Raw genomic sequence first — 23,650 nt, 5'->3', positions numbered from 1 at the left:
CAGCCAGCGGGGTGCCGGTGTACGTCACGGCGGGTCCGGCGGACCCCATGGCGTCGGTACTGTGCACCGAACCGAACGCTCAGGAGGAACGCCCATGGCATCACCCATCGCGGTCACCGCCCCGGCAACACCGGCGCGCGGCGGTTCCCTGAAGCGGAGCCTCGGGCTCTGGGCGATCGTCGGCCTCGGCCTCGGCTACATGACCCCGACCGTCGTCTTCGACACCTTCGGGATCGTCTCCGGAGAGACCGAGGGTGCCGTTCCCAGCGCCTACCTGATCGCCCTCGTGATCATGCTCCTGACCGCCGTGAGCTACGGGAAGATGGTCCGCGTCTACCCGGCAGCCGGATCCGCCTACACGTACGTGCGCGAGTCGATCCACCCCAACGCCGGCTTCATGGTCGGCTGGGCGTCCCTGCTCGACTACCTGCTGCTCCCGATGGTGAACGCGCTGATCATCCGGCTGTACCTCGAGCAGGTCTTCCCGGCGCTGCCCGCATGGGTGACGGTCGTCGTCTACACGGTGTTCGTCACCACGGTCATCTGCCTGTCGATGCGCGGCACGTCGAACCTGAACATGGTCCTGCTCATCGGCGCGATCCTGGCGATGATCGCGTTCGTGGTCTTCACGGTGATCGAGCTCGTGCACGGTGCAGGGGCCGGCACCATCGCGAGCACCGAGCCGTTCGTGCACGACGGCGTGACGATGTCGGCGCTCCTCACCGGCGCCACCGTCGTCTGCTTCTCGTTCATCGGGTTCGACGCGGTCACGATGTACACCGAAGAGGCGAAGTCGATCAGGATCATGCCGAAGGCCATCCTGATGACGGTGCTCATCGGCGGCCTGATCTTCCTGGTGTCGGCGTACTTCGCGCAGCTGCGCTTCCCGACGAACGCCCCGTTCGGCGAGTTCACGGACGACCCGCTCCCCCAGATCGGGCTGATCGTCGGCGGCCCCGTGTTCCAGGCGGTCCTCGTCGCGGCGGGATTCGTCGCGGCGCTCGCGTCCGGACTGGCGTCGCACGCCAGCGTCGCCCGCATGCTGCTCGTGATGGGTCGGAACAACGTCCTCCCGAAGCGCGTGTTCGGCTACGTCAGCCCCCGCACGCGGACGCCCATCCCGAACGTGGTCATCGTGGGCGCGGTGACCCTGCTGGCGATGACGTTCTCGCTCGACACGATCTCGTCGTACATCAACTTCGGCGCCCTCATCGCGTTCACGTTCGTCAACGCGACCGTCATCGTGCACTTCGCCGTCCGCCAGGGTCGCCGCCACACCGCCCGCGACCGCTTCGCGTACATCGTGCTCCCCGGGGTCGCGATGCTCCTCACCGGTGTTCTCTGGTCACAGCTGCACGCCGACGCGCTCATCGCCGGCTGCGTCTGGGCCGCCATCGGCTTCGTGTACCTCTTGGTCATCACGAAGGGGTTCCGCGTCCAGCCGAAGGGCTTCGACGAGAACCAGCCGGTGACCGGCGTCAACAAGCAGCTGACCGACGAACGAGCCTGAGAGGAAACGATGACCGACTACGCCGTCACCGACCCGACGAGCGGCGAGGTGCTCGCCACCTACCCGACGATCACCGACGAGGAGCTCCGCGCCGCGATCGACACCGCGGACCGCGCCCACCGCGAGCGCACCAGCACCGTCGCCGAGCGCGCCGCGGTCATGCACCGGGTCGCCGACCTCTACCGCGAGCGCCGCGACGAGCTGGCCGCCACGATCGTCCGCGAGATGGCGAAGCCCATCGACCAGGCGATCGGCGAGGTCGACTTCTGCGCCGACATCTACGACTACTACGCCGACAACGCGGAAGGCTTCCTGGCGGACGAGCCGATCACCCTGGCTCCGGGTTCCGACGGCAGCGCCTTCATCCGCAAGGACTCGGTCGGGGTGCTCCTCGGCATCATGCCGTGGAACTTCCCGGCGTACCAGATCGCCCGGTTCGCCGGTCCGAACCTGCTCATCGGCAACACCGTCCTGCTGAAGCACGCCCCGCAGTGCCCCGAGTCGGCCCTTGCGGTCGAGCGGATCTTCCACGACGCCGGGTTCCCCGAGGGCGCGTACACGAACGTCTTCGCGACGAACGACCAGGCAGCGGACGTCATCGCCGACCCCCGCGTGCAGGGTGTCTCCCTCACCGGCTCGGCCCGTGCCGGAGCCGCCGTCGCCGAGATCGCCGGTCGGAACCTGACGAAGGTCGTCCTCGAGCTGGGCGGTTCGGACCCCTTCATCCTGCTGTCCACCGACGATCTCGACGCCGTGGTCGAGTCCGCCGTCGCCACCCGGCTCGAGGGCAACGGGCAGGTCTGCAACGCCGCGAAGCGGTTCCTGGTCGCCGACCACCTGTACGACGACTTCCTGGCGAAGTTCACGGACGCGATGTCGGCCGTGGCACCGACCGACCCGACGACCCCCGGCGCGGAACTCGGGCCGCTGTCGTCCCCGGCGGCCGCCGACCGGCTCGAGCAACAGCTCGACGCGGCGAAGGAGCAGGGTGCGACCGTCGTCACCGGCGGCGAGCGCACCGGCAACGCGTTCACCCCGACCGTGCTCACCGGCATCACGCCGGACAACGACGCCTACCGCGAGGAGTTCTTCGGCCCCGTCGCGGCCGTCTATCGGGTCATCGACGAGGACGACGCGATCCGGCTCGCGAACGACACCCCGTACGGTCTCGGCTCGTACCTGTTCACGACCGACGCCGACCAGGCCCTCCGGGTCGCGGACCGCATCGAGGCGGGGATGGTCTACGTGAACATCGTCGGCGCGGACAGCCCGGAGCTGCCGTTCGGCGGCGTCAAGGCCAGCGGCTTCGGCCGCGAACTCGGCCCCCTGGGGGCCGACGAGTTCGTGAACAAGAAGCTGATCCGCATCGGCTGACGTCGTCCGCGGATCCGGCTCCACACCGGACGGGAGGCACGGTGCCGCCTGGCACCATGCCTCCCGTCCGTCCTACTGCGGGTCAGCCGGCTCACCACCCGAGTCGACGTCGCTGTCCTGCTCCGGGTCCTCCGTGGCGTCGCCGGTGCGCGAGCCGTCGGGGAGGTCCTCGGTGTACTGCCGGGCTTCGTCGGAGGGCTGGCCGGATCCGTGGGGGGTCGTGTCACTCATGGACCGGACCGTACGCGCGGCCCGGACCGCAGCCGCACAGGAGTGCGTTCAGACCGCGATCCGACCGCCGTCGACCGGCAGCACCGCGCCGTGCACGAACGACGCCCCGTCGGTGGCGAGGAACACGATGGCCTCGGCGACCTCGTCCGCGGTTCCCGGACGGCCGGCGGGTCCGGCGGCAGCGAGTGCATCGAGGCTCTCCCCCATCGCGGCGGTCCCCTCGGTGCGGGTCGGGCCGGGGCTCACCGCGTTGACGCGGACCCCGGCGGGGCCGAACTCGGCCGCCCACGACTTCGTCAGCAGGACGAGCGCCGCCTTGCTCGAGCCGTAGAGCCCCATCCCGGCAGCGCCGAACTCGGCGACCATCGTCGTGACGTTGACGATCGCACCGGATCCCCGCTCCGCCATCCCCGGCGCGAGCGCTGCGACCAGGAAGTACGGCGCCTTGACGTTCACGTCGAAGACGTCGTCGAAGCCCTCGGTGGTCGTCGACGCGGTGGGGCCGAACGGGAAGATCCCCGCACTGTTCACCAGGACGTCCACGGCACCGCCACCGAGTTCGAGGGCACGAGCGGCGAGCTCCTTCGCGCTCGCCTCGTCGCGGAGGTCGGCGGCCACGAAGTCGGCAGACCCCCCTGCCGCGCGGATGGTCCGGACGACCTCGTCGCCGCGTTCGGCATTGCGGCCGGAGACGACGACGTGCAGTCCACGGGCAGCGAGGAGTTCGGCGGTCGCGCGGCCGATGCCGCTGGTGGCGCCGGTGATGAGGGCGGTCTTGGTCATGGTCGATGTCCTGTCTGAACAGATCGGTTCGGTTTGGTGCTGGTAACTGTACCGATCTGTACGGTAAAGTCAAACCATGCCCGAGACCGCTCCGCGAACCCGCCGCCGCCCCGCGTACGAACGTGCCGTTGCCACCGCCGATCGTCTGTTCTACGAGCAGGGCATCCACGCGGTCGGCGTCGACCAGGTCGCGGCAGAGGCCGACATCTCCAAGGCGAGCCTGTACACGCACTTCCGGACGAAGGACGACCTCGTCGTGGGCTACCTCCGTGGTCGGAGCAACGCGTGGCAGGCGCACGTCGCGGCCACCCTCCCGGGCCGTGGCGACACGCCCCGCGACCGCGTGCTCGCGGTGTTCGACCTGCTCGGCGAGTGGTTCGAGGAGCCCGGCTACCGAGGCTGCCCGTTCATCAACGTCGAGGCCGAGTACGGCGCGGGACACCCCACGCACCAGGTCACGCTCGAGCACCGGGACTGGGTCCGCGAGCTGTTCGAGTCGCTCCTGACCGAAGCCGGCGCCGACGACCCGAACGGCACGGCGCTGCAGTTGTGCGTGCTCTACGACGGCGCGATGGCGAGCGCGCAGGCCGACCCGGCCCGGCCGTGGGCAGCAGCGGCACGATCGGCCGCCGCCAGCGTGCTCTGAGCCGCTCTGCAAGACTGCGGTGATGCAGCGGTTCACCGTCCGTCCGATCCATGCCGATGAGTGGGAACGCGTCCGCGAACTCCGCCTGCGCGCCGTGCACGACCCCGTCGCCGCGATGGCGTTCGTCGACTCCGCCGAGCACACGGCATCGCTGCCCGACACGTTCTGGCAGGATCGGGCAGCCGGTGGGTCGGACGACGCCGGCGACGCAGCCACGGTGCGGCAGTTCATCGCCGAGGACGAGTCCGGAACGTGGATCGGGTCTGCGACCGGGCTCCTCGAGCGTGTCGGCGACCCGGACTACGAGGGCCGCCTGGTCCCCCGCGACGGCTGCTCGGTCGTCGGCGTCTTCGTGGCACCCGAAGCGCGGGGCGGGGCGGTGCTCGCCGCCCTCTTCGACGCGATCGCCGGCTGGGCGGACGGACCGCTGCGGCTGTCCGTGCACACCGGCAACGCCCGCGCGCGGCGCGGGTACGAGAAGGCCGGCTTTCGGGAAGTCGGCATCGAGTTCACCGGCGCGCTCGGTCCGACGGTGGAGATGCGGCGGGCCTGACCCGCTGACGGACGGGAGGCTCGGTGCCAGCCGGCACCGAGCCTCCCGTCCGCACCGTGGTGACTACCGGACCGTGGCCGGCTGGGGCAGGGCCGCTGCGATCTCCGCAGCGACCTCGCGGCCGATCCTGACCGCACCGTCGACGTGCTGGTAGCCGGCACCGGCCAGGTCGCTGGAGGCGAAGCGGATGGGTCCGACCGCTGCGCGCTGGTCGGCGCCGTAGCGTGCGAGACCACCGAGGTCGAAGCTCGCCGCGTACGCACCACGCGTCCACTCCTCGGTGCCCCAGTCGCTCTCGTAGTAGACGACCGGGTCGGCTGCCTGCGGTCCGTAGTAGTGGACCAGGGACTCCAGGACCCGTGCCTTGCGCTCCGCAGGCTCGAGCGCGAACACCGCATCGGCGTGCTCGTCGGACACGAAGCCCACGAGCGTCCCCTGCTCCTTGCCGTACGAGGTGTTGTCGTACGCCTCGTGCACGAGCTCGTACGGGCTGAACGCCGTGCCGGAGAGCCCGGCCTCCCGCCAGAACGGCCGGTCGTAGACGGCGTGCACCTTGATGACGAAGCCCATCGACAGGTGCTGGTGGAGCTGGTGCTGCCGTCGGGGCAACGGCGGGTCGTACGAGATCCGGGTGTAGAGGGGCGGCGGGACGGCGACGAGTGCCTGGCGCGCGTGCACCTCGATGCCACCGTCGGCGATCGCGACGACGCCGTCGTCGGTCCACCGCAGCGTGCGGACCGGGGCGTCCAGGTGCACGTCGTCGCCGAGCTGCTCGGCGAGCCGGAGGGAGACCTGCTGCATCCCGCCGACGACGCGCTTGTCGAGGATGAAGTCGGCGTCGACCAGGTTCGTGAAGCTCCCGGCGGACGCGGCCATCAGGAGCGCCTGCAGCGCGGAGAAGGCGTGTGCGGGCTTGGTGAGCATCGCACCGGCGATGAACAGCTCGACGTTGTCGGTCGCGACGCGGTCGTCGCTGAGGCCGTGCAGCCAGTCACGGAAGGACGTCTCATCGAGGCGCTTCGCGTCGGGCGACTCCCACGGTCGGGCCGGATCGACGTGCGCGACGTACTCGTCGACGACGGACACCAGGCGTTCGATCTCGTTCGCCGTGGCCGCCGGCAGCGGGAAGATGTCGCCGGTGTACTCGGTGCGGGTGCCGTCCGCGTCGATGTAGACGCTCTGCCCCTCCCGGTAGCGGTCGTACGTCTCGAGGCCGAGCTCGTCGAGGGTCTCGAGCAGGGCGGTCTGGTCCGGCGACACCCACTGTCCGCCGATCTCGAGGGTGACGCCCTCGATGTCGTTGGTCCACGTGCGACCACCGACCCGGTCACGGGCCTCGAGGACGGCGACGGACCTGCCCTCGGCGCGGAGCCGGGTCGCCGCGGTCAGGCCGGTCACGCCGGCGCCGATGATGACGACGTCGCGCTCGATCATCGTGCGTCTCCTGTCGTGGTCGTGCTGCGCTGCCGGAACGGGTCGGGCGTCAGCGTGTACATCGTCTCGAGGTACTCGGAGATGCCCTCCGCCCCGCCCTCGCGGCCCATGCCGGACTGCTTCACGCCCCCGAACGGTGCCGAGGCGTTCGACACGACGCCGGTGTTGAGGCCGAGCATCCCGGTCTCGAGCCGCTCCATCAGACGCTGTCCCCGTGCCGGGTCCTCGGTGAAGGCGTACGCCACGAGACCGTACTCGGTGTCGTTCGCACGGGTGATCGCCTCGTCGTCGGTGGCGAACGTCGCGATCGCCAGCACCGGACCGAAGATCTCGTCGGTCAGGATGGCGCTGCCCGGCTGCACGTCGGTGAGGACGGTGGGCGCGTAGAACGTCCCCGGGCCGTCGATCGCGTGACCGCCGGTGCGGACGACCGCACCGCGCTCGACCGCGTCGGAGACGAGCCGGTCGGCCTTCGCGACGGCACGGTCGTCGATGAGCGGCCCGATCGCGACGCCGTCCTCGGTGCCGGGGCCGACCCGCATCGCCTCGACGCGGGCGGTGAGCCGGTCGGCGAACTCCGCTGCGACGTCCTCGTGCACCAGGAACCGGTTCGCCGCGGTGCACGCCTGCCCGGTGTTCCGGAACTTCGCGGCGAGCGCGCCGGCCACGGCCTCGTCGAGGTCGGCGTCCGCGAACACCAGGAACGGGGCGTTGCCGCCGAGCTCCATCGAGGTGCGGAGGACGTTCTCGGACGCCTGCGCGAGCAGGCTCCGGCCGACGGGGGTCGATCCCGTGAAGGACAGCTTCCGGAGGCGGCGGTCCTCGAGGATCGGGGCGGACACCGCCTTCGCGTCGCTGGTCGGGACGACGTTCACGACGCTGTCCGGCACGCCGACCTCGCGGAGCAGGTCCACGAACAGCAGCGTCGTCAGCGGCGTGAGCTCCGCCGGCTTCACGACGACGGTGCACCCAGCGGCGAGCGCCGGGGCGATCTTCCTGGTCGCCATCGCGAGGGGGAAGTTCCACGGGGTTATCAGGTACGCGGGACCGACGGGCTTGTGGGACACGATCGTCCGGCCGGAGCCCTCGGGGTTCGTGCCGTACGAGCCGCCGATGCGGACCGCTTCCTCGGCGAACCAGCGGAGGAACTCGCCGCCGTAGGTGACCTCGCCGTTCGCCTCGGCGAGGGGCTTGCCCATCTCCAGGGTCATCAGCAGCGCGAAGTCGTCGCGGCGCTCCTGGAGCAGGTCGAACGCGGCACGGAGGAGTTCTGCACGCTGTCGGGGCGGTGTCGCTGCCCAGTCGGCACGGGCCCGGTCGGCGGCGTCGAGCGCGCGGAGACCGTCGGCGGCGGTGGCGCTCGACACCTCGACCAGGACGTCCCCCGTCGCCGGGTCGTGCACCGCGAAGGTGCTGCCGTCTGATGCGTCCTGCCACGTGCCGTCGATGAACAGGCCGGTGGGGATGCGGGAGAGGAGGTCGTGGGTCATGCCGTTGCCAGCCCTTCGAGGACGATGCCGACACCTTCGACGAGCAGTGCGTCGTCGATGGCGAGCGGCGGGAGGAAGCGCACGACGTTGCCGTACGTGCCTGCGGTCAGCGCGATCACGCCGTGTTCGTAGGCGTACCGGACGATACGCCCGGTCAAGCCGGGGTCCGGGGCACCCGTTTCCGGATCGACGAGCTCCATCGCGATCATCGCGCCCCGCCCGCGGACGTCGCCGATGCGGGGGTCCTGCTCCTGCGCCGTGCGGAGTGCGTCGAAGAGCACCGTCTCGATCTGCTGGGCGCGTTCGACCAGTCCGTCGTGCTCGAAGGCATCGATGGCGGCGAGCGCTGCCGCACAGGCGATCGGGTTGCCGCCGTAGGTGCCGCCGATGCCGCCGGCGTGCGGCGAGTCCATGATCTCCGCCCGGCCGGTCACGGCGGACAGCGGGAGCCCGCCGGCGATGCCCTTCGCCGTGGTCACGATGTCGGGGACGACGCCCTCGTGCTCGCTGGCGAACATCGCGCCGGTGCGGGCGAAGCCGGTCTGCACCTCGTCGGCGATGAACACGACGTCGTTCGTGCGGGCCCACTCGGCGATCGCCGGCAGGAAGCCCGAGGCGGGGACGACGAACCCGCCCTCGCCCTGGATCGGCTCGATGAGCACGGCCGCGGTGTTCTCGACGCCGACCTGCTTCTCGATCTGGCTGATCGCGCGTGCTGCGGCCTCGGTGCCCGAGAGCCCGTCGTGGAACGGGTAGGACATCGGCACGCGGTAGACCTCTGGTGCGAAGGGACCGAAGCCGCTCTTGTACGGCTGGTTCTTCGCGGTGAGCGCCATCGTGAGGTTCGTACGCCCGTGGTACGCGTGGTCGAACACCACGATCGCCTGCTTGCCGGTGTGCTTGCGCGCGATCTTCACGGCGTTCTCGACGGCCTCGGCGCCGGAGTTGAACAGTGCCGTCCGCTTCTCGTGGTCACCGGGGGTCAGGCGGTTCAGCGCCTCGGCGACCTCCACGTACCCGTCGTAGGCCGCGATGGTGAAGCACGTGTGCGTGAAGGCGACCGCCTGCGCCGCGACCGCTGCGGCGACGCCGGGGTGCGCGTTGCCGACACTCGTCACGGCGATCCCGGACCCGAGGTCGACCAGGGAGTTGCCGTCGGCGTCGACCACCACGCCGCCACCGGCCGCGACGACCGCGACCGGCACCGCGACACCGACCCCGGACGGCACAGCGGCGGCCTTGCGTGCGAGGAGCTCCTGGGAGCGCGGGCCGGGGATCGCGGTGACCAGGCGGCGCTCCTGCGGGAGCCCGGGTCCGCCGGTGGTGGTCGCGGGGACAGCGGTGGAGGTCATGCGGCGATGGTAGGAGCCCATCGCGGCCGAATCACTGTCCACCACGTACAGGAGCGCATGGCGAGATCGCCACGGTGGATACTGATGACATGCCGGCCACCCTGCGATCCCTGCTCGCCCGTCGCGACCTGCGGCTCCGCATGCTGACCGACGCCGACCCCGACGTCGCGATCACGTGGCTGCACAGCTCCGACCTCCCCGACCCGACCCCGTTCCTCGGCACCGGGCAGGCGCTGCTGACCACCGGCACCCAGTTCGACTCCGACGCCGAGGTCTCGACCGAGGCGGCGGACGCGTACGTCCGACGACTGACCGACCGCGGGGTCGTCGCGCTCGGCTTCGGGACGGAGGTCGTCAGGGCCGGCACGCCGGACGCCCTCGTCGAGGCGTGCCGCGCCCACGGGCTGCCGCTCTTCGAGGTCCCCTACGAGACCTCGTTCATCGCCGTGGTGCAGGCCAACGCGGAGACGATCGCCCGCGACGCGAACGCCAGGAGCGCATGGGCCCTCGCGGCACAGCGCGCCATCTCCCTCGCCGCCCTGCGCCCGGACGGACTCGGCGCCACCCTCGCCGAACTCTCCCGGCAGCTCGACTGCTGGGTGGGGCTGCTCGACGTGTCCGGGCGGATCGACCGCGAATTCCCGGCGGACGGCATCCCGTCCGACGAGCGCGAACAGCTCGAGGCCGAGGGGGCTCGACTCCTCCGCGGCGGGCAGCGTGCGAGCCTGCCGATGAGTACCGCCACAGGGGGTTTCACCCTGCAGACGCTCGGGTCGGGAGGGCATCTCGACGGCGTGCTGGCCATCGCGACCGGGTCGCTCGACCAGGCCGGCCGCGAGGTCGTCACCGCCGTCATCGCCCTCGCCGGACTCGCGCTCCAGCAGAACCGCGAGCTGGCTCGTGCCCGCGGGCTGCTCCGCACCGGACTCCTGACGATGCTGTCGTTCGGCGACCCCGAGGTCGTCGAGACCACGTCGCGTGAGCTCTGGGGACCACTGCCGACCGAGCCGATCCGCGTCGCCGCGATCGACGTGCCCGACCACCAGACGGACTCCGTGGTGGACCTCCTCGAGCTCTGGGTGCAGGAGTCCCCCGGACAGCTGTTCTTCGCCGTCGACGACGCGCTGTTCCTCTGCGTGAGCGCCGAGGACCCTCGCCCCGTCGAACGCCTCACCACGCAGTACGGTCTGCACGCCGGGCTGTCCGACGGTGCCGGGTACGGGTACTTCGGGCGCGCCCGCGCCGAAGCCGTCCAGGCACTCGACCGCAGCCGCGAGGGCCGCCCCGGCACCGTCGAGTTCGGCGACCTGGCCCGCGACGGCGTCCTCGCCCACCTCGCGCACACGGACGCCGCGGACATCGCGAGGGCGTTCCTCGCCCCGGTGACGGAGCACGACGCCACGGCCGGCACCGACCTCACCCGGACGCTCCGCACCTGGCTCGAGCAGAACTGCGAGTACGACCGCGCCGCGCAGGTCCTCGGTGTCCACCGGCACACCGCCCGCGCCCGGATCGAGCACGCCGCACGGCTCCTCGATCGGGACCTCGGGCTCTTCGCGACCCGCGCCGACGTCTGGGCCGCGTTCGTCGCCCTGCCAGCCGCGTGAAGCACGGTCCACTGCCTAGGCTGACGGTGTGACCGCCCAGCCCCGCCGCCGGATGAGCGCCGCGGACCGTCTGTCCCAGATCGACCACGCAGCCGTCACCGTCGCACGCACGGACGGCCTCGCCGGGGTCACGCTGCGGTCGGTCGCCGCGTCGATCGGTGTCGCACCCTCGCTCGTCGCGCACTACCGCCCGTCGATGGAGTCCCTCGTCGCCGACACGTTCCGTGCGATCGCATCGGCCGAGGTCACCGAGGTCGTCGCGATCGTCGACGAGCGGCCAGACCCCGTCGCACGGCTCACCGTCCTGCTCGCGTCGATCAACGACCCCGTGCGCGACGACGTCGCGGCACTGTGGGCGGACGCATGGAGCATCGGCCGGACCAACCCCTCCCTCGCCGAGGCAACCCGCTCCGTGATGGACGACTGGCAGGCCCTCGCCCGGTCGGTCGTCGCCGACGGCGTCGCGGACGGATCGATGCACACCGACGACGCGGAGCGCGTCGCGCTCCTCCTCTTCGCACTCGTCGACGCCACGAACGGCTACGCACTCGTCGACTACCGGTCCCGCGCGGAGCGCGAGGACCTGGTGGTCGCCACCATCGCCGGAGCCGTGGGCCTGTCACTGGAGCAGCTCACGTCCTGAAGGCACCCACGATCAGGACTGGAGGCTCGGTGCCGGCCCGGATCCGAGCCTCCATTCCGTCCTTGGTAAAGGTTGTGCGGTATCCTTCACCAAGGACGGTGGAAGGGAAAGGTTCGATGGGCACCACGGCGGTCAGGTGGGAGCAGCGCGTCCTCCCCCGGGCCGAGAACCCGGACCTGCTCCCACGGCGTCAGCGCGAGCTGCGGGACACCCCGTACCGAGCAGCCGTCGTGCCGCGCATCGCGGACCTCGACGTGCAGGTCGCCGCGCACGCTCGGGCCGATGCAGACGACGCGTCTGGCGCGATCACCCGCTTCGACGCGGAGTTCGCACACTTCCCGGCGCCGTTCTCCGGTGTCCTGCTCCGGAGCGAGTCGGCATCGAGCTCCGAGATCGAACAGCTGACCGCGGGTGCCCGGGCGATCTCCGAGGCAGAGATCGACGAGCGCGTCACCGGGAACGCACCGCAGATCGTGCGGAACGTCCGCGCGATGGAAGCGGCGATCGCCCTCGCGGACGACATCGGCGAAGCGACGATCATCGCGATGCACCGGGCCCTGCTCGCCGAGTCGGCACCGTCGATGGTCGGGCACTACCGGGACGAGCAGGTGTGGATCGGCGGGCGACTCCCGCACACCGCGGAGTTCGTTCCGCCCCACCAGAGCGGTGTCCAAGCAGCCATGGACGACCTCGTGGCGTTCGTCCGCCGGGACGACGTCCCCGTGCTCGTCCAGGCGGCGGTCGCGCACGCCCAGTTCGAGACCATCCACCCGTTCCCGGACGGCAACGGCCGCACCGGACGCGCACTCGTCCAGTCGATCCTGCGCCGTCGCGGGGTGCTGCAGCACCTGACGATCCCCGTGAGCAGTGGACTCCTCACGGATCTGGATGCCTACTTCGGTGCACTCGGGGCCTACCGCGGCGGCGATGCGACGCCCATCGTCGAGGTCTTCGCCGACGCCTCGCTCGCCGGCGTCCGGAACGCGTCCGTCCTCGCGGACGACCTTCGGCAGCTCGAGTCCCGCTGGGACTTCGCAATGCGCGAGCTCCGTTCCGACGCAGCCGCACGGCGGATCGCCCGGTTCTCGATCGAGCACCCGGTGCTCAACTCCCGGCTCGCGGTCGAGCGGATCGGCGCGACCCGTCCGGCCGTGCTGAACGGACTCGCGCAGCTGGTCGATCTCGGGGTCCTGCGGTTGGCGAACTCGAAGCAGCGCAACCGGGTCTGGATCAACGACGACGTTGTCGACGCGCTCGACGCGTTCGCCGAACGGAGCGGGCGGCGCGAGCACCCGCGCTACTGATCTCCTCAGGCGGCCGAGAACGGCGCAGTGACTTCGAGCTCGCCGTGGTCGATCAGCCACCGGACGGCCTCCTCGACGGTCTCCCCCGCCGTGTGCTGCGGCTCGTACCCGAGCAGCCGGCGCGCCTTCTCGATGCTGAACACCTGGCTCCGGGACAGGTGGTCCCAACTCGCGCCGGCCGCGTCCTGGTCGGTGGTCTCGCGGAACCGGTCCCAGCTGACGGACTCGAGCCGTGCCTCCTGTCCGAACCAGGACGCGGCGAGCGCCGCGTACCCACGGACGTTCAGGGCGTCCGGTGCGACGACGGAGAAGTCCTCGCCTGCGGCGGCGTCCCGGTGCTCGACCGCGAGCTCGAACGCCTGCGCGACGTCGTCGGCGTGCACGTGGTGCATCGTCTCCGCGCCGATCCCGGGGATCTCCAGCGTCTTGCCGGCGGACAGGCGCCGCCAGACCGACGGGTCGAGGTTCCCGAGCGGGCCGATCGGCGCCCAGCCCGGGCCGCTGATGTGCCCGGGGTGCAGGCTCGTCGTGACGACACCACCATCGGCGGTCTCCTGCTTGAGCATCCGGGCGATGCGGTCCTTCTCGATGCCGTAGGTCCCGAACGGCGGGGTCATCGCGTCCTCGGTGATGGGCAGGACCGCGCTCGGACCAGCGCGCCACACGGAGCCGCAGTGGATCAGGTGCACGCCGGTGCCGCGGAGGCGCTCGACCAGTGCCGTCGCGGACCCCAGCGTGAAGCACACGAGGTCGATCACCACGTCGGGCTGCAGCGCGGCGACGCGGTCCGGGAAGGTGCCGTCGCGGTCCTCCTGCTCGCGGTCGGCCGAGACCTGCTCGACGAGTTGCCACTCGGGCGCGTCGGCGTACGCACGGCGTTGCCCGCGGCTGATGTTCACGACCCGGTGTCCGGCGCGGACGAGCCGCGGGATCAGGAACGTGCCGATGTGTCCACTGCCGCCGATGACCACGACGCGTTGGTTGCTGCTCATGCCGGTCACGGTAGGCCGGTGCGGCTGCGGACCGTCCGGTGCCGCGCGGCACGGCCTCCAGTCGGCTGCCGATCAGCTCTCCGGAGCGAAGGCCGCCGAGACCGGCGCCCGTCAGGCGGACCGGAGGCTCGGATCCGGGCCGCCACGAGCCTCCCGTCCCGGTGCCGTGTAATCGGGTACGGGCACGAGTTCCCCGTCGTGCAGGGCGGACTGGTGCGCGCAGATCCCGGGTGCCGTCCAGGCGGCCGCGATGCGTTCGTCGATGCGCGATGGCCGGTCCTCGACGATCGCCGACACGAACTCGTGGACGAGGAACGGATGTGACCCGCCGTGCCCGTCGGCGACGGTGACCGGTTCGGTCATGCCGGGGAACCGCACCGTCGTCGGGCGGACGAACGGTGCGAGCGGCGGCGGGAGCAGGTGGCCGTGGTCGGCCGGCTCGTGCAGACGGGTCGTCACCCGGTTGCCGCGGTGCACACCGTCGGACGGGAGCATGTCGTGCACCGTCAACGGACCTTCGTTGTCCGCCGGCCACTCGACGCCGCGCCGCTCTCCGTACAGGGAGAAGCCCTCGATGTAGGAGCGGCCGGTCTGGAAGAAGGACATCACGACGTCCGCGACCACGTCGGTGCCGCGGAGGAGGAAGGTGCCGACCTCGACCGGGAACGGGTTGTCGAATCCGCCTCGAGCGTGGTCCGGGGTCAGCCGGCCACTGCCGTTCGCCCGCACGGACGCGACGGTCGTGTCGAACAACGCGAGGGCCGGGGAGAGGGCATGGGTGACGTAGTGCATCGGCGGGAAGCCGAGCCAGTACGAGGGGAAACCGTCGAGGTTCTGCACGTGGAAGCCGCGGTACAGCGTGGGACTCCCGAACTCGCCGGCCCGGAACATCGACTCGACCGTCAGGTACTCGCGGCCGTGGACGCTCGTCTCCATCATCATGTAGCGGCGGCCGGAACGGTCCGCGGCGTCGATGATCCGATCGAGGTCCTCCAGTGTCGTGGCCATCGGCACCGCGCATGCCACGTGCTTGCCGGCGTCGAGGGCGGCGACGGTCATCTCGGCGTGGAACACGACCGGTGCGAGCACGTGCACGGCGTCGATGGACGGGTCGGCGAGTGCCTCCTCGAACCCGTGGAGGACACGTCGGACGCCGAACCGCTGCGCGACCTCCGCTGCGCGTGCCGGGTCGGGTTCGACGAGGACCACCTCGGCCACCGCGGGGTGCGCGAGGTAGATCGGGACGAAGTCCTGCCCGAAGCCGAGGCCGACGACTGCGACGGTGATCCCGCTCATGCGAGGGCCACCGGCTCGACGTCGCCGCGGAGGAACACGACCTCCCCGGTCACGAAGTTCGCCAGGTCGGCGTTCGCGGCGCGACCCTCGGGCGAGTCGAGCATCGCGTCCATGTCGGCCGCCGTCGCGGTGACGAGCTCGGCCACGAGCGGGTACGGGCTCGCGGGATCGTCGGACCAGACGAGGTTCCACGCGGTCATGCCCGGCATGCTGCGGGCGAGTGGGACGTGCACGTCGTCGTAGTACCGGCGGAACGCCGCCTGGTCGGTCGCCGGGCCGTAGAGGATGGTCATGCGGTGCACGATCAGACCTCCGTCCGGGTCGGCAGCGTGATCCGTGTGTAGCGCCGCATGTGCTCCGTCATCGCGATCTCCGTGGGGAGCCGCTCCATGCTGGACGCGCCGAGGAAGCCCTGGACACCGGGGACGTCCCGGATCACCTCGGCGGCTGCCTCGGGCCCCGCGATGGGGCCACCGTGGCACACGACGATGACGTCCTCGTTGACGCCCCGTGCGGCGTCGCGGAGCAGTGCGACCTTCTCCTTCGACTCCTCGAGCGCCGCGCACCGCCGACGTCGTCGCGCTGGCGCGCTCCGGTGACGCGGTGGCGACCGCTGCCGTCCGTGCCGCCGGACGCCACATCGGTACGGCACTCGCCGCAGCGGTCACGCTCCTCGCGCCGCGCGCGATCGGCTTCTGGGGGTACCTCACCGAGGCGGACGCGGCACTCTTCGCCGGTGTCCGGGAGGGGCTCTACGGTGCGGCGCTGCCGGCGAGCACATCGAATCTGGTGATCACGAGGACCGCGCTCGGCGACCTCGCGGGCGTCCGCGGCGCTGCGAGCCGGGTGCTCGACACCGTCTTGGCACCCGCGTCGGTCGACCGCGTGCTCGCGAGCGGGACCTGGCGGTCCTGAGCCGTCCCGCGGTCCCAGACGCGACCACCCGGTGAGCCGCGGCCACCAGGGGGTGGCGACCACGGCCTCCAGTCCGGTACCGACCAGCCGGACCGCGCGACCCGGTGCGTTCACCGCAGCGAGTACCCGCCGTCCATGAGGAGCTCGGTGCCGTGGCAGTACGACGCCGCGTCGCTGAGCAGGAAGTGGATCGACGCGGCGACCTCCTCCGGTCGGGCGAAGCGACCGGGCACGATGTCGCGCATCCACTCGGCGAACTGGTGCTGCTTCTTCACCAGGAGGGGGGTGTCGACGTACCCGGGCGAGACGCAGTTCACCCGGATGCCGCTCGGTCCCCACTCGACCGCGAGCGTCTTCGTCAGCGCCACGACGCCGGCCTTCGAGACGTTGTAGGCCACCTGTTTCTGCGGGTGGTTGACGATCCAGCTGCCGGACATCGACGCGATGCTGACGATCGCGGCGTCGCCCCGGCCCTCCATCACCCGCCGGAACGCCTGGCAGGTCAGGAAGACGCCGACGAGGTTGACGTCGAGCACGCCGCGGAACTGCTCGGCGGACATGTCCGCTGCGGCGACGTCGTCCTCGACGATGCCCGCCGCGTTGACGAGGTCGATCCGGCCCTCGTGCTCTGCGCCGATGCGGGCGGCGAGGGCGCCGACCGAGTCCGCGTCGGTGATGTCGGCCGCCGCGGTCGCCACCCCCTCCGGCACCGCGGTCGGCTCGTGGAGGTCCACCGCGACCACCCTGGCCCCGGCGGCGTGCAGCCGCTCGACCACGCGCCCGCCGATGCCCCCGGCGGCGCCGGTCACCACGACGGTCCTGCCGTCGAGGTCACGCGGCACGTTCGTTCCCTGGTCGATCGTCATCGATCGCCCCTTCCTGCCCGGGAGTCCGGGCGTCGTTCGGTCGGTCGTGCTGTCCGGGTCACTTGAACCCGGACGTCTTGATGGACTCGGTGATCTGCTTCTGGAAGAAGAAGAACAGCAGCAGGGTCGGGATCGCGGCGACCGTCGAGGCCGCCACGATGTAGCTCTGCGACGAGGCGTACTGCTGGTGGAACGTCGAGATGCCGACCTGCACCACTCGGAGGTCCGGGTTCGAGATGATCGTCAGCGGCCAGACGAAGGAGTTCCAGTTCGCCAGGAAGAAGAACACCGCGAGCGCGGACAGGATCGGGCGGGACAGCGGGAGCACGACGCTCCAGTAGATCCGCCAGTACCCGGCCCCGTCGATGAGCGCCGCTTCCTCGAGCTCGTCCGGGAGGCCGATGTAGAACTGCCGGAGCAGGAAGATGCCGAACGCGCTGAACAGCGACGGCACGATGAGGCCCCAGTAGCTGTCGAGCATGCCGAGCGTCCGCACCACCACGAACGACGGGATGAGGACGACCGGCAGCGAGACCAGCAGTGTCGAGAAGATGATGAGGAACACCGTCTCCCGGCCCTTCCACCGGAGCCGCGAGAGCGCGTACGCCGCCATCGAGTGGAACCACAGCGCGACCACCGTGACGACGACCGAGACGAACGCGCTGTTGAACATGTACCGGAGGAACGGGACCTCGGTGAACACGTAGACGAAGTTCGACAGCGTCCAGTGTCGAGGGAGCAGCGAGCTGCCGTAGATCTCGGACTCCGGCTTGAAGGAGCTGAGCACCATGTAGACGAGCGGGAAGATCGTGATCAGCGCGATCACCACCCCGACGACGAAGAGGATCGTCGATCGCTTCGTCCACCGCCGGTCGCCCGTCCTGCGACGCGGGGCCGAGGCGGGACCGCCTCGGCCGCCTGCTGCCGCGGTGCTCGATGCCGACACTGGCCGGTCCACCGTCTCACTCGTCATCGACCCGCCCTCCCTTCGTGGCGCGGAACATGAGCGCCGACCAGATGAGCAGGACGAGCACGAGCACGGAACCGATGGCGGCCGCGTAGCCGTACTCCCCGAACAGGAACGCCTGCTCGTAGATGTAGTAGATGAGCAGCGACGTCGACCCGGCCGGCCCGCCGCCGGTGAGGATGTAGATGAGGTCGAAGCCGCCGGTGATGACCGCGATGGTCACCGTGATGAGGACGAAGAGCGAGGTGGGGCGGAGGAGCGGCCAGGTGATGCTCCGGAACCGCTGCCACGCGTTCGCGCCGTCGATCCGCGCCGACTCGTAGAGCTCACCGGGGATGTCCTGCAGCCCGGACAGGAAGATGATCATGTAGTAGCCCATCTGGAACCAGATGCTGATCACCACGACCGTGCCGAGCGTGTACTTCGGGTCACCGAGCCACGAGATCCCGTCGATGCCGATGCCGGACAGCAGCTGGTTCACGACGCCGACCTTGTCGGCGAGGAGGAACTGCCACATCAGGCCGACGACGACGAGCGAGATCACGTAGGGCGCGAAGAGGGCGCTGCGGATCGCACCGATGAACGGGATCCGCTGCTGGACGAGCAGTGCGAGCAGCAGCGAGACCACGAAGACGGCCGGGACCAGCACCACCAGGTAGACCGCGGTGACCCCCGCGCTCTGCAGGAACTGCGGGTCCTGGAACATCCGGACGTAGTTCGCACCACCGACGAACGAGAGGTTCCCGAAGCCGTCGAGACGGAAGAACCCCAGCCCGATGGCGAGGAGCATCGGGATGAACACGAACACGAGCAGGCCGAGCGAGTCGGGCAGCAGGAAGAGCAGCGCCGCTCGACCTTCCCGTCGGGCGCGGGCCTTGCCCATCGTCCGCTGTGGCGCCGGCTGCTCCTGTCGGGCTCGGCGCGCGGCGGCGCGGCGTTCTGAGAGCGCGGTCATCGCAGGTCCCCTCCTTCGTACGTCTGCATGAACGCCTCGATGGCGCTCTGTGCGGTGGCGGCCTGACCGGCGGCGTTCCCGCCGGCGGCCTGGACCTGCTGGATGGCGTTGCTGATCGCCTTGTAGACCACCGGCGGGTACCGCGGCTCTCCACGCCCGGTCGGCAGGATCACGTCGTGGAAGTACTCGAGCTTCGGGTCGCGGAACGCTCCGCGCTTCGTCATCAACGCATCGACGGAATCGCGGGGCGGCATGTCCGACTTCGCGACCATGCACCAGTCGGCGACGCGGCTGATGCTCTCGTCGGTCATCGCCCCGACCGTCTCGACGACGAACTTCGCCGCCTGCTCGGGGTTCCGGCCGCGGGCGTTGACGCACCAGGCCCAGCCGCCGAGGACGGTCTGCGGCTTGCCGCCCGGCGGCGTGGGGAGCGGGAACACCCCGTAGTCGAACTTCGGCTGCGTGCCACGGAAGCCCGCGACCTGCCAGATCCCGGACTGCCACATGGCGGCGTACCCCTCGGCGAACGCGCCGGGGAGGTCGCCGGCGGCCGGGAGCGTCCGCGGAGCGACACCGGTCCGGATCGACCGCCCGAACAGGTCGAGCGCCTGTCGGGTCGCCGCCGAGTCGAACGTCGGCTTCTGCGCCTTGTCCACGACGTCGCCGCCGCCCTGCCACATCCACGGGTACCAGGTGAAGTTCTGGAAGTAGCCGGGGGTGGTCTCGAAGACGAGCCCGGACTGCGACTTCGTCGTGAGCTTCTCCGCGACGTCGAGCATCTGGTCCCAGGTCTTCGGGATGTCGCCCTCGCTGAGACCGGCCTTCTCCCACGCCGGCACCGAGTAGAACATCGCGAGCGGCTCGACCTCCATCGGCAGGCCGTACACGCCGTCGCCGACCATCCGGGTGGACAGGATGTCCGGGTTGAAGTCGGCGATCGCCTCCTTGCTCATGTACGGCGCGAGGTCGAGCAGTGCGCCGCCGTTGGAGTACCGGAGGAAGTCTCCTGGGCTGATGAGGAAGACGTCTGGCCCGTCACCGGACGCGAACGCCGTCGCGAGCCGGGTGTTCGAGGGGTCGGTGAAGTTCGGGATGAAGACGTTCTCCACCTTGGTGCGGTGCTTCGCGTTCCAGTCGTCCGCGGCCTTCACGAACCAGTCGTTCTGGGCCTTGAGGTCGGCTTGCGTCTGCGTCTGGGGCGCGTAGAACTGCCAGAATTGCAGTGGGCGGTCGCTCGATGCGCTCGCCCCGGCCGAACATCCAGCCAGTCCGAGGCCGGTGGCCGCAGCGACTGCTGTCGCTGCTGCACCACCGAGGAAGCCTCGGCGTGACAGTCCGTGTCCGGTCGACTCCGTCGTCGACATGGGTGGGTGCTCCCTTGGTTCGGGTGTTCTGTTCTGGTTCGGGTGCCGTCGGTTCGGGACTAGCGGGTCGCAGCGGCCGCGACCGCGGCGGTCGCCCCGGTCAGGTCGACGTCGCCGCAGACGTGCACGCGGACGCCGAGCGCGTCGAACGCGGCCGCCTTCGCGACGAGGGCCTCGTCGGCGGTCACCGCGTCGGGGGCGTAGACGACGCAGAGGTGGTTCGCGCGGTGCCTGGCCATGAGCTGGTCGCGGGAGACCCCGTGCAGGACCGCGTGCATCATCGGCCACTCCGGGTTGGTCGCGGCCCAGCGACGGTCCGACTCGGCGTCCGACAGCCGGACGGCGGTGCCGCGACCGAGGTCGACGTTGAGGACACCGTCGTCGAGCCAGACACGCGACCAGACGATCTCGCCGGGCTTCGACACCGCGCGGATCGTCGATCCGCCGAGCGGGAAGAACACCGGGTCCTGGCGCCACCCCTCGGCGCCCGCGTAGCCACCGTCGACGTGCGAGGGCGGGATGGACCCGGAGATCTCGAACACCCACGTGAAGTCCCCGTCGAGCTCCTCGCCCCACCGGATGTCGTGCAGTGTCGTCGACGGGTCGAGTCCCATCGCGTCCCAGATCCGGTTCGTGACGAGCGCGTCGACCGCGACACCCTCATCGGCCTCGTTGAAGTGCGGCAGCGCCTTGCCCTCGAACAGCACACGCGAGCCGTCACGGCTCGTCACGGCGGGCCGGTCCGGGTCGTTGAGCAACCCCTCGGCGAAGTCCGACGCCGGGCAGATGTCCTTCAGGCCCTGCTGGTACTGGATACCGACGGCGTCGAGCCCGAAGTCGTCGGCGATGCGCAGCGCGGCGACGTACATCTTGCACTGCCAGCGGACCTGCGCCTCGGTCAGCTCCGTCGCCTCGTCGGTCCCGAACCGGAAGGTGAACCCCCGGTCTTCCACGAACGCGCGCACGGCGTCCGCCTCCGCATCCGGCACGCGCTGCATCTCCGCCCAGAGGGCGCTCTGCGAGAGACGTTCCTTGTAGATGCCGAGCGCGTTGACGATCTCGTCGTCGAACACCGCGTTGTACATGCCCATGCAGACCTCGTCGAAGACGCCGATGATCGCCTTGTCCGTCCGGAGCACCGACGCCACCGCTCGACCGAGGTCGCGGGCGTGTGACGGGGGCAGCGCGGGGAGGTCGTGCACGTGCGACAGGTCGTGCTGCACCGTGCCCTCCTCGAGCCAGGTCGCCAGGCGCGACGTGAACCACTCGTCGGTGAAGTCGACGCTCCACAGGGTGGAGTAGCCGATCCCCGCCTTCGTCATGCCCGCGTTCAGGCCGAGCAGCCCGACGAGGCCCGGCCAGTCACCGACGAAGTTGGCGACCGTCAGGATCGGGCCGCGGTGGTCGCGCAGCCCGGCGAGGACGTGATGGGAGTACTGCCAGCCGGCGATCGCGACGACGAGCGGGGCATCGGACGGGATGCCCTTGAACACCTCGATGCCCATCCGCTGGCTGGAGATCAGACCGTGGCCGGTGGCCGGGTCGACGGGGAGGGCTCGCACCACGCGGCGACCGGTCGCCTCGACGGCGGCGGTGACCCGGGCCTCCATGTCCGCCTGGGTCGGCCAGGTGGCGGTGTTGGCGCTCTCGCGGAGGTCGCCGGAGGCGACCAGGTGGACGGTGCCCGGCTCGTACGCCGGACGCTTCACGGGGGTGGGCAGGGTGCTCGTCATCGAGTCGTCTCCTGGAGTCGGTGGTGGTGGTCGGTCCGGACGTGGCCGGACGGGTCGGCGGTGATCGCCGCCGCCCGGGTCCTCGTCGCGCGTTCGGTCGCGACGAGGTCGTGCACGATCGGCGCGGTGGCCGCGTACAGGTCGAGGAAGCGCTGGTGGTCGGCGTCGTAGCGGTCCCGGGTGGTCGGGTCGGGCACGACGACCCGTTCCGCGGGGTTCCACTCGTCGATGTCCGGGGCGTCGACCCCGGCGGCGGTGGCGCGCGCACACGCCGCCGTCCACGCCATGCCGTACGCGGCGCCGACGGTGGTCCGGGGGACGACCTGGTCGAGGCCGGTCGTGTCGGAGACGATCTGGATCCAGAGGCCACCCTGGGTGCCGCCGCCCGCCGCGACGATGCGGCGGATGTCCGCTCCGGCGTCGCGCATCGTGTCGACGTTGTGGCGCACGCCGTGGGCCGTCGCCTCGAGTGCGGCGCGGTAGAGGTCCCCGCGGCTGGTCGACAGCGTCAGTCCGGCGACGACCCCGCGGGCGTCCGGGTCCATGATCGGGGTTCGCTCGCCGGCGAAGTACGGCAGCATCAGCAGGCCGTTCGCGCCGGGACCGCTCGCCCGCGCCTCCTCCGTGAGGGTGCCGAAGTCCGGTCCGCCCTGGCGTCCCCCGCCGGCGAGGTCACGGACCCATGCTGCCACCGCCCCGCTCGTCGCCATCCCCCCGGCGAGGCAGCTGACACCGTCGCGGAGTCCGAGCGTGGTCCACATCGAGGGGGTGCGGATCGGTTCGGTGACGGTCGCGACGAGGAACATCGTGGTGCCGTACATGAGCATGAGGTCGCCCTCGCGCAGCGCGCCGACGCTCGCTGCTTCGGCCCAGGCGTCGATGGTCCCGCATACCACGGGGACGCCGGCGGGCAGGCCGGTCGCGTCGGCACCCGCCGTGGTGACGTCGCCGGCGTGGTCGCCGGCCCAGAGGAGCTCCGGCAGCTCGACGTGCTGTGCGATCCGGTCGGTCCACGGGCGGTGCCACGCGTGGGCGCCGATGTCGTAGAGGGGCGTGCACTGACTCGCCGAGTGGTGATCGAGCACGTACGCGCCGGTCAGGCGTCGGACGATCCACGACGCCGGCATGTACATGCGCCGAGCGGCGCCGAACACGTCGGGTTCGTGCACGGCGACCCATTCGAGCTTCGGACCGACCGCCTGGGTCGTCAGCGCAGAGCCGCCGATCCGGGTGATCGCCCCGGCGCCGAGCTCGGCCGTCAGCGCCGCGATCTCCTCCACCGCGCGGGTGTCGACGCCGTACAGGACGGCGGGCCGCACGGGCTCGTCGTACTCGTCGGCGAGTGCGAGACACGGGCCCATACCGCTGACCCCGACGGCGACGACCTCGACGTCCGGGTGGGCCGTGAGGAGCTCGCGCGTCACGGCGACGAACTCGTCCCACCACACCCGCGGGTCCTGCTCGACGTGTCCGACGGCGGGACGGTCGACCTCGTGCACGCGGACGGCGGTGCCGACGACCGTGCCGTCCTGGTCGACCAGGACGCCCTTGCTGCTGGACGTCCCGACGTCGAAGCCGAGCGTGCACCACATGGGAGACCTCCTCGTCTCGTTCTCCGCCTGTGCCGCCATGGTG

Annotated in this window: 22 protein-coding genes and 1 pseudogene; 8 read left to right on the top strand and 15 right to left on the bottom strand. The window is 70.8% G+C overall.

Going from position 1 to position 23,650, the window contains the following annotated elements:
* Positions 1–94: 94 nt before the first annotated feature.
* Together ACIPJ2_RS03555 and ACIPJ2_RS03550 are read left to right on the top strand one after the other, a co-directional pair.
* Entirely contained in the window at positions 95–1,510 is a 1,416-nt protein-coding gene (locus tag ACIPJ2_RS03555) for an APC family permease (protein ID WP_402727585.1), read from the top strand.
* Between the two features lie 9 nt (positions 1,511–1,519).
* Positions 1,520–2,884 carry an NAD-dependent succinate-semialdehyde dehydrogenase gene (locus tag ACIPJ2_RS03550; protein ID WP_402727584.1) on the top strand — a complete coding sequence of 455 codons (1,365 nt, stop codon included), beginning with the start codon at positions 1,520–1,522 and terminating at the stop codon, positions 2,882–2,884.
* 72 nt (positions 2,885–2,956) lie between these two features.
* On the opposite strand, the gene ACIPJ2_RS03545 is transcribed toward ACIPJ2_RS03550, so the two are convergent.
* Both ACIPJ2_RS03545 and ACIPJ2_RS03540 read right to left on the bottom strand, forming a co-directional pair.
* Positions 2,957–3,115: a hypothetical protein gene (locus ACIPJ2_RS03545; protein ID WP_402727583.1), complete on the bottom strand. Its 159-nt coding sequence runs from the start codon at positions 3,113–3,115 to the stop codon at positions 2,957–2,959.
* 48 nt (positions 3,116–3,163) lie between these two features.
* Positions 3,164–3,898, bottom strand: coding sequence for an SDR family NAD(P)-dependent oxidoreductase (locus tag ACIPJ2_RS03540; RefSeq protein ID WP_402727582.1), 735 nt, complete (start codon positions 3,896–3,898; stop codon positions 3,164–3,166).
* A 76-nt stretch (positions 3,899–3,974) separates the two neighbouring features.
* Between ACIPJ2_RS03540 and ACIPJ2_RS03535 the strand changes: the two genes are divergently transcribed.
* A complete protein-coding gene (locus ACIPJ2_RS03535) occupies positions 3,975–4,544 on the top strand; it encodes a TetR/AcrR family transcriptional regulator (protein WP_402727581.1) in 570 nt (189 codons plus the stop codon).
* A gap of 22 nt (positions 4,545–4,566) precedes the next feature.
* Complete coding sequence (locus ACIPJ2_RS03530; protein ID WP_402727580.1) at positions 4,567–5,097, top strand: GNAT family N-acetyltransferase; 531 nt, start codon at positions 4,567–4,569, stop codon at positions 5,095–5,097.
* A gap of 63 nt (positions 5,098–5,160) precedes the next feature.
* On the opposite strand, the gene ACIPJ2_RS03525 is transcribed toward ACIPJ2_RS03530, so the two are convergent.
* The 3 genes from ACIPJ2_RS03525 to gabT are packed head-to-tail and all read right to left on the bottom strand — an operon-like array spanning position 5,161 to position 9,373.
* Complete coding sequence (locus tag ACIPJ2_RS03525; RefSeq protein ID WP_402727579.1) at positions 5,161–6,531, bottom strand: flavin monoamine oxidase family protein; 1,371 nt, start codon at positions 6,529–6,531, stop codon at positions 5,161–5,163.
* Entirely contained in the window at positions 6,528–8,021 is a 1,494-nt protein-coding gene (locus ACIPJ2_RS03520; RefSeq protein WP_402727578.1) for an NAD-dependent succinate-semialdehyde dehydrogenase, read from the bottom strand. Before ACIPJ2_RS03520 ends, ACIPJ2_RS03525 begins: the two co-directional genes overlap by 4 nt.
* On the bottom strand, positions 8,018–9,373 hold the full coding sequence (gene gabT, locus ACIPJ2_RS03515) for a 4-aminobutyrate--2-oxoglutarate transaminase (RefSeq protein ID WP_402727577.1): 1,356 nt from the start codon (positions 9,371–9,373) through the stop codon (positions 8,018–8,020). Before gabT ends, ACIPJ2_RS03520 begins: the two co-directional genes overlap by 4 nt.
* Positions 9,374–9,462: 89 nt before the next feature.
* Here gabT and ACIPJ2_RS03510 point away from each other — a divergent pair, with 89 nt between their 5' ends.
* From ACIPJ2_RS03510 to ACIPJ2_RS03500, 3 genes are all read left to right on the top strand, one after another.
* Positions 9,463–10,980, top strand: coding sequence for a PucR family transcriptional regulator (locus ACIPJ2_RS03510; RefSeq protein WP_402727576.1), 1,518 nt, complete (start codon positions 9,463–9,465; stop codon positions 10,978–10,980).
* A 28-nt stretch (positions 10,981–11,008) separates the two neighbouring features.
* The gene (locus ACIPJ2_RS03505; RefSeq protein ID WP_402727575.1) at positions 11,009–11,623 is read left to right on the top strand and encodes a TetR/AcrR family transcriptional regulator; all 615 of its coding nucleotides are present in this window, start codon (positions 11,009–11,011) and stop codon (positions 11,621–11,623) included.
* Positions 11,624–11,739: 116 nt separating this feature from the next.
* Positions 11,740–12,927 (top strand): Fic family protein, encoded by a 1,188-nt coding sequence (locus ACIPJ2_RS03500; protein ID WP_402727574.1) that lies wholly within the window; start codon positions 11,740–11,742, stop codon positions 12,925–12,927.
* Between the two features lie 5 nt (positions 12,928–12,932).
* Here the strand turns inward: ACIPJ2_RS03500 and ACIPJ2_RS03495 are convergent, their stop codons facing one another.
* From ACIPJ2_RS03495 to ACIPJ2_RS03480, 4 genes and pseudogenes are all read right to left on the bottom strand, one after another.
* A complete protein-coding gene (locus ACIPJ2_RS03495) occupies positions 12,933–13,919 on the bottom strand; it encodes an NAD-dependent epimerase/dehydratase family protein (protein WP_402727573.1) in 987 nt (328 codons plus the stop codon).
* Positions 13,920–14,030: 111 nt separating this feature from the next.
* The gene (locus ACIPJ2_RS03490) at positions 14,031–15,215 is read right to left on the bottom strand and encodes a Gfo/Idh/MocA family protein (protein ID WP_402727572.1); all 1,185 of its coding nucleotides are present in this window, start codon (positions 15,213–15,215) and stop codon (positions 14,031–14,033) included.
* Positions 15,212–15,508, bottom strand: coding sequence for an EthD family reductase (locus ACIPJ2_RS03485; protein ID WP_402727571.1), 297 nt, complete (start codon positions 15,506–15,508; stop codon positions 15,212–15,214). The genes ACIPJ2_RS03490 and ACIPJ2_RS03485 overlap by 4 nt, the downstream gene beginning before the upstream one ends.
* A gap of 11 nt (positions 15,509–15,519) precedes the next feature.
* A pseudogene (locus ACIPJ2_RS03480) lies at positions 15,520–15,768 on the bottom strand (phosphoenolpyruvate hydrolase family protein); the annotation flags it as partial.
* On the opposite strand from ACIPJ2_RS03480, the gene ACIPJ2_RS03475 reads away from it, so the two are divergent.
* On the top strand, positions 15,726–16,130 hold the full coding sequence (locus tag ACIPJ2_RS03475; RefSeq protein WP_402727570.1) for an ROK family protein: 405 nt from the start codon (positions 15,726–15,728) through the stop codon (positions 16,128–16,130). The pseudogene ACIPJ2_RS03480 and the gene ACIPJ2_RS03475 sit on opposite strands and share 43 nt — an antisense overlap.
* 110 nt (positions 16,131–16,240) lie before the next feature.
* On the opposite strand, the gene ACIPJ2_RS03470 is transcribed toward ACIPJ2_RS03475, so the two are convergent.
* Genes ACIPJ2_RS03470 through ACIPJ2_RS03445 form a run of 6 tightly spaced genes read right to left on the bottom strand, consistent with a single transcriptional unit; the run spans position 16,241 to position 23,607 of the window.
* Positions 16,241–16,996 carry an SDR family NAD(P)-dependent oxidoreductase gene (locus ACIPJ2_RS03470; protein ID WP_402727569.1) on the bottom strand — a complete coding sequence of 252 codons (756 nt, stop codon included), beginning with the start codon at positions 16,994–16,996 and terminating at the stop codon, positions 16,241–16,243.
* A 58-nt stretch (positions 16,997–17,054) separates the two neighbouring features.
* Complete coding sequence (locus ACIPJ2_RS03465) at positions 17,055–17,969, bottom strand: carbohydrate ABC transporter permease (RefSeq protein ID WP_402727568.1); 915 nt, start codon at positions 17,967–17,969, stop codon at positions 17,055–17,057.
* Entirely contained in the window at positions 17,959–18,918 is a 960-nt protein-coding gene (locus tag ACIPJ2_RS03460) for a carbohydrate ABC transporter permease (RefSeq protein WP_402727567.1), read from the bottom strand. Before ACIPJ2_RS03460 ends, ACIPJ2_RS03465 begins: the two co-directional genes overlap by 11 nt.
* The gene (locus ACIPJ2_RS03455) at positions 18,915–20,282 is read right to left on the bottom strand and encodes an ABC transporter substrate-binding protein (RefSeq protein ID WP_402727566.1); all 1,368 of its coding nucleotides are present in this window, start codon (positions 20,280–20,282) and stop codon (positions 18,915–18,917) included. Before ACIPJ2_RS03455 ends, ACIPJ2_RS03460 begins: the two co-directional genes overlap by 4 nt.
* Positions 20,283–20,341: 59 nt before the next feature.
* Positions 20,342–22,015: a fucose isomerase gene (locus ACIPJ2_RS03450; RefSeq protein WP_402727565.1), complete on the bottom strand. Its 1,674-nt coding sequence runs from the start codon at positions 22,013–22,015 to the stop codon at positions 20,342–20,344.
* Positions 22,012–23,607 (bottom strand): FGGY-family carbohydrate kinase, encoded by a 1,596-nt coding sequence (locus ACIPJ2_RS03445; RefSeq protein WP_402727564.1) that lies wholly within the window; start codon positions 23,605–23,607, stop codon positions 22,012–22,014. Before ACIPJ2_RS03445 ends, ACIPJ2_RS03450 begins: the two co-directional genes overlap by 4 nt.
* Positions 23,608–23,650: the final 43 nt, after the last annotated feature.

Origin of the sequence: Curtobacterium sp. NPDC090217 (assembly GCF_044746705.1) — a bacterium.
Classification (GTDB): Bacteria; Actinomycetota; Actinomycetes; order Actinomycetales; family Microbacteriaceae; genus Curtobacterium.
This window is presented reverse-complemented; position numbering and strand designations above follow the sequence as displayed.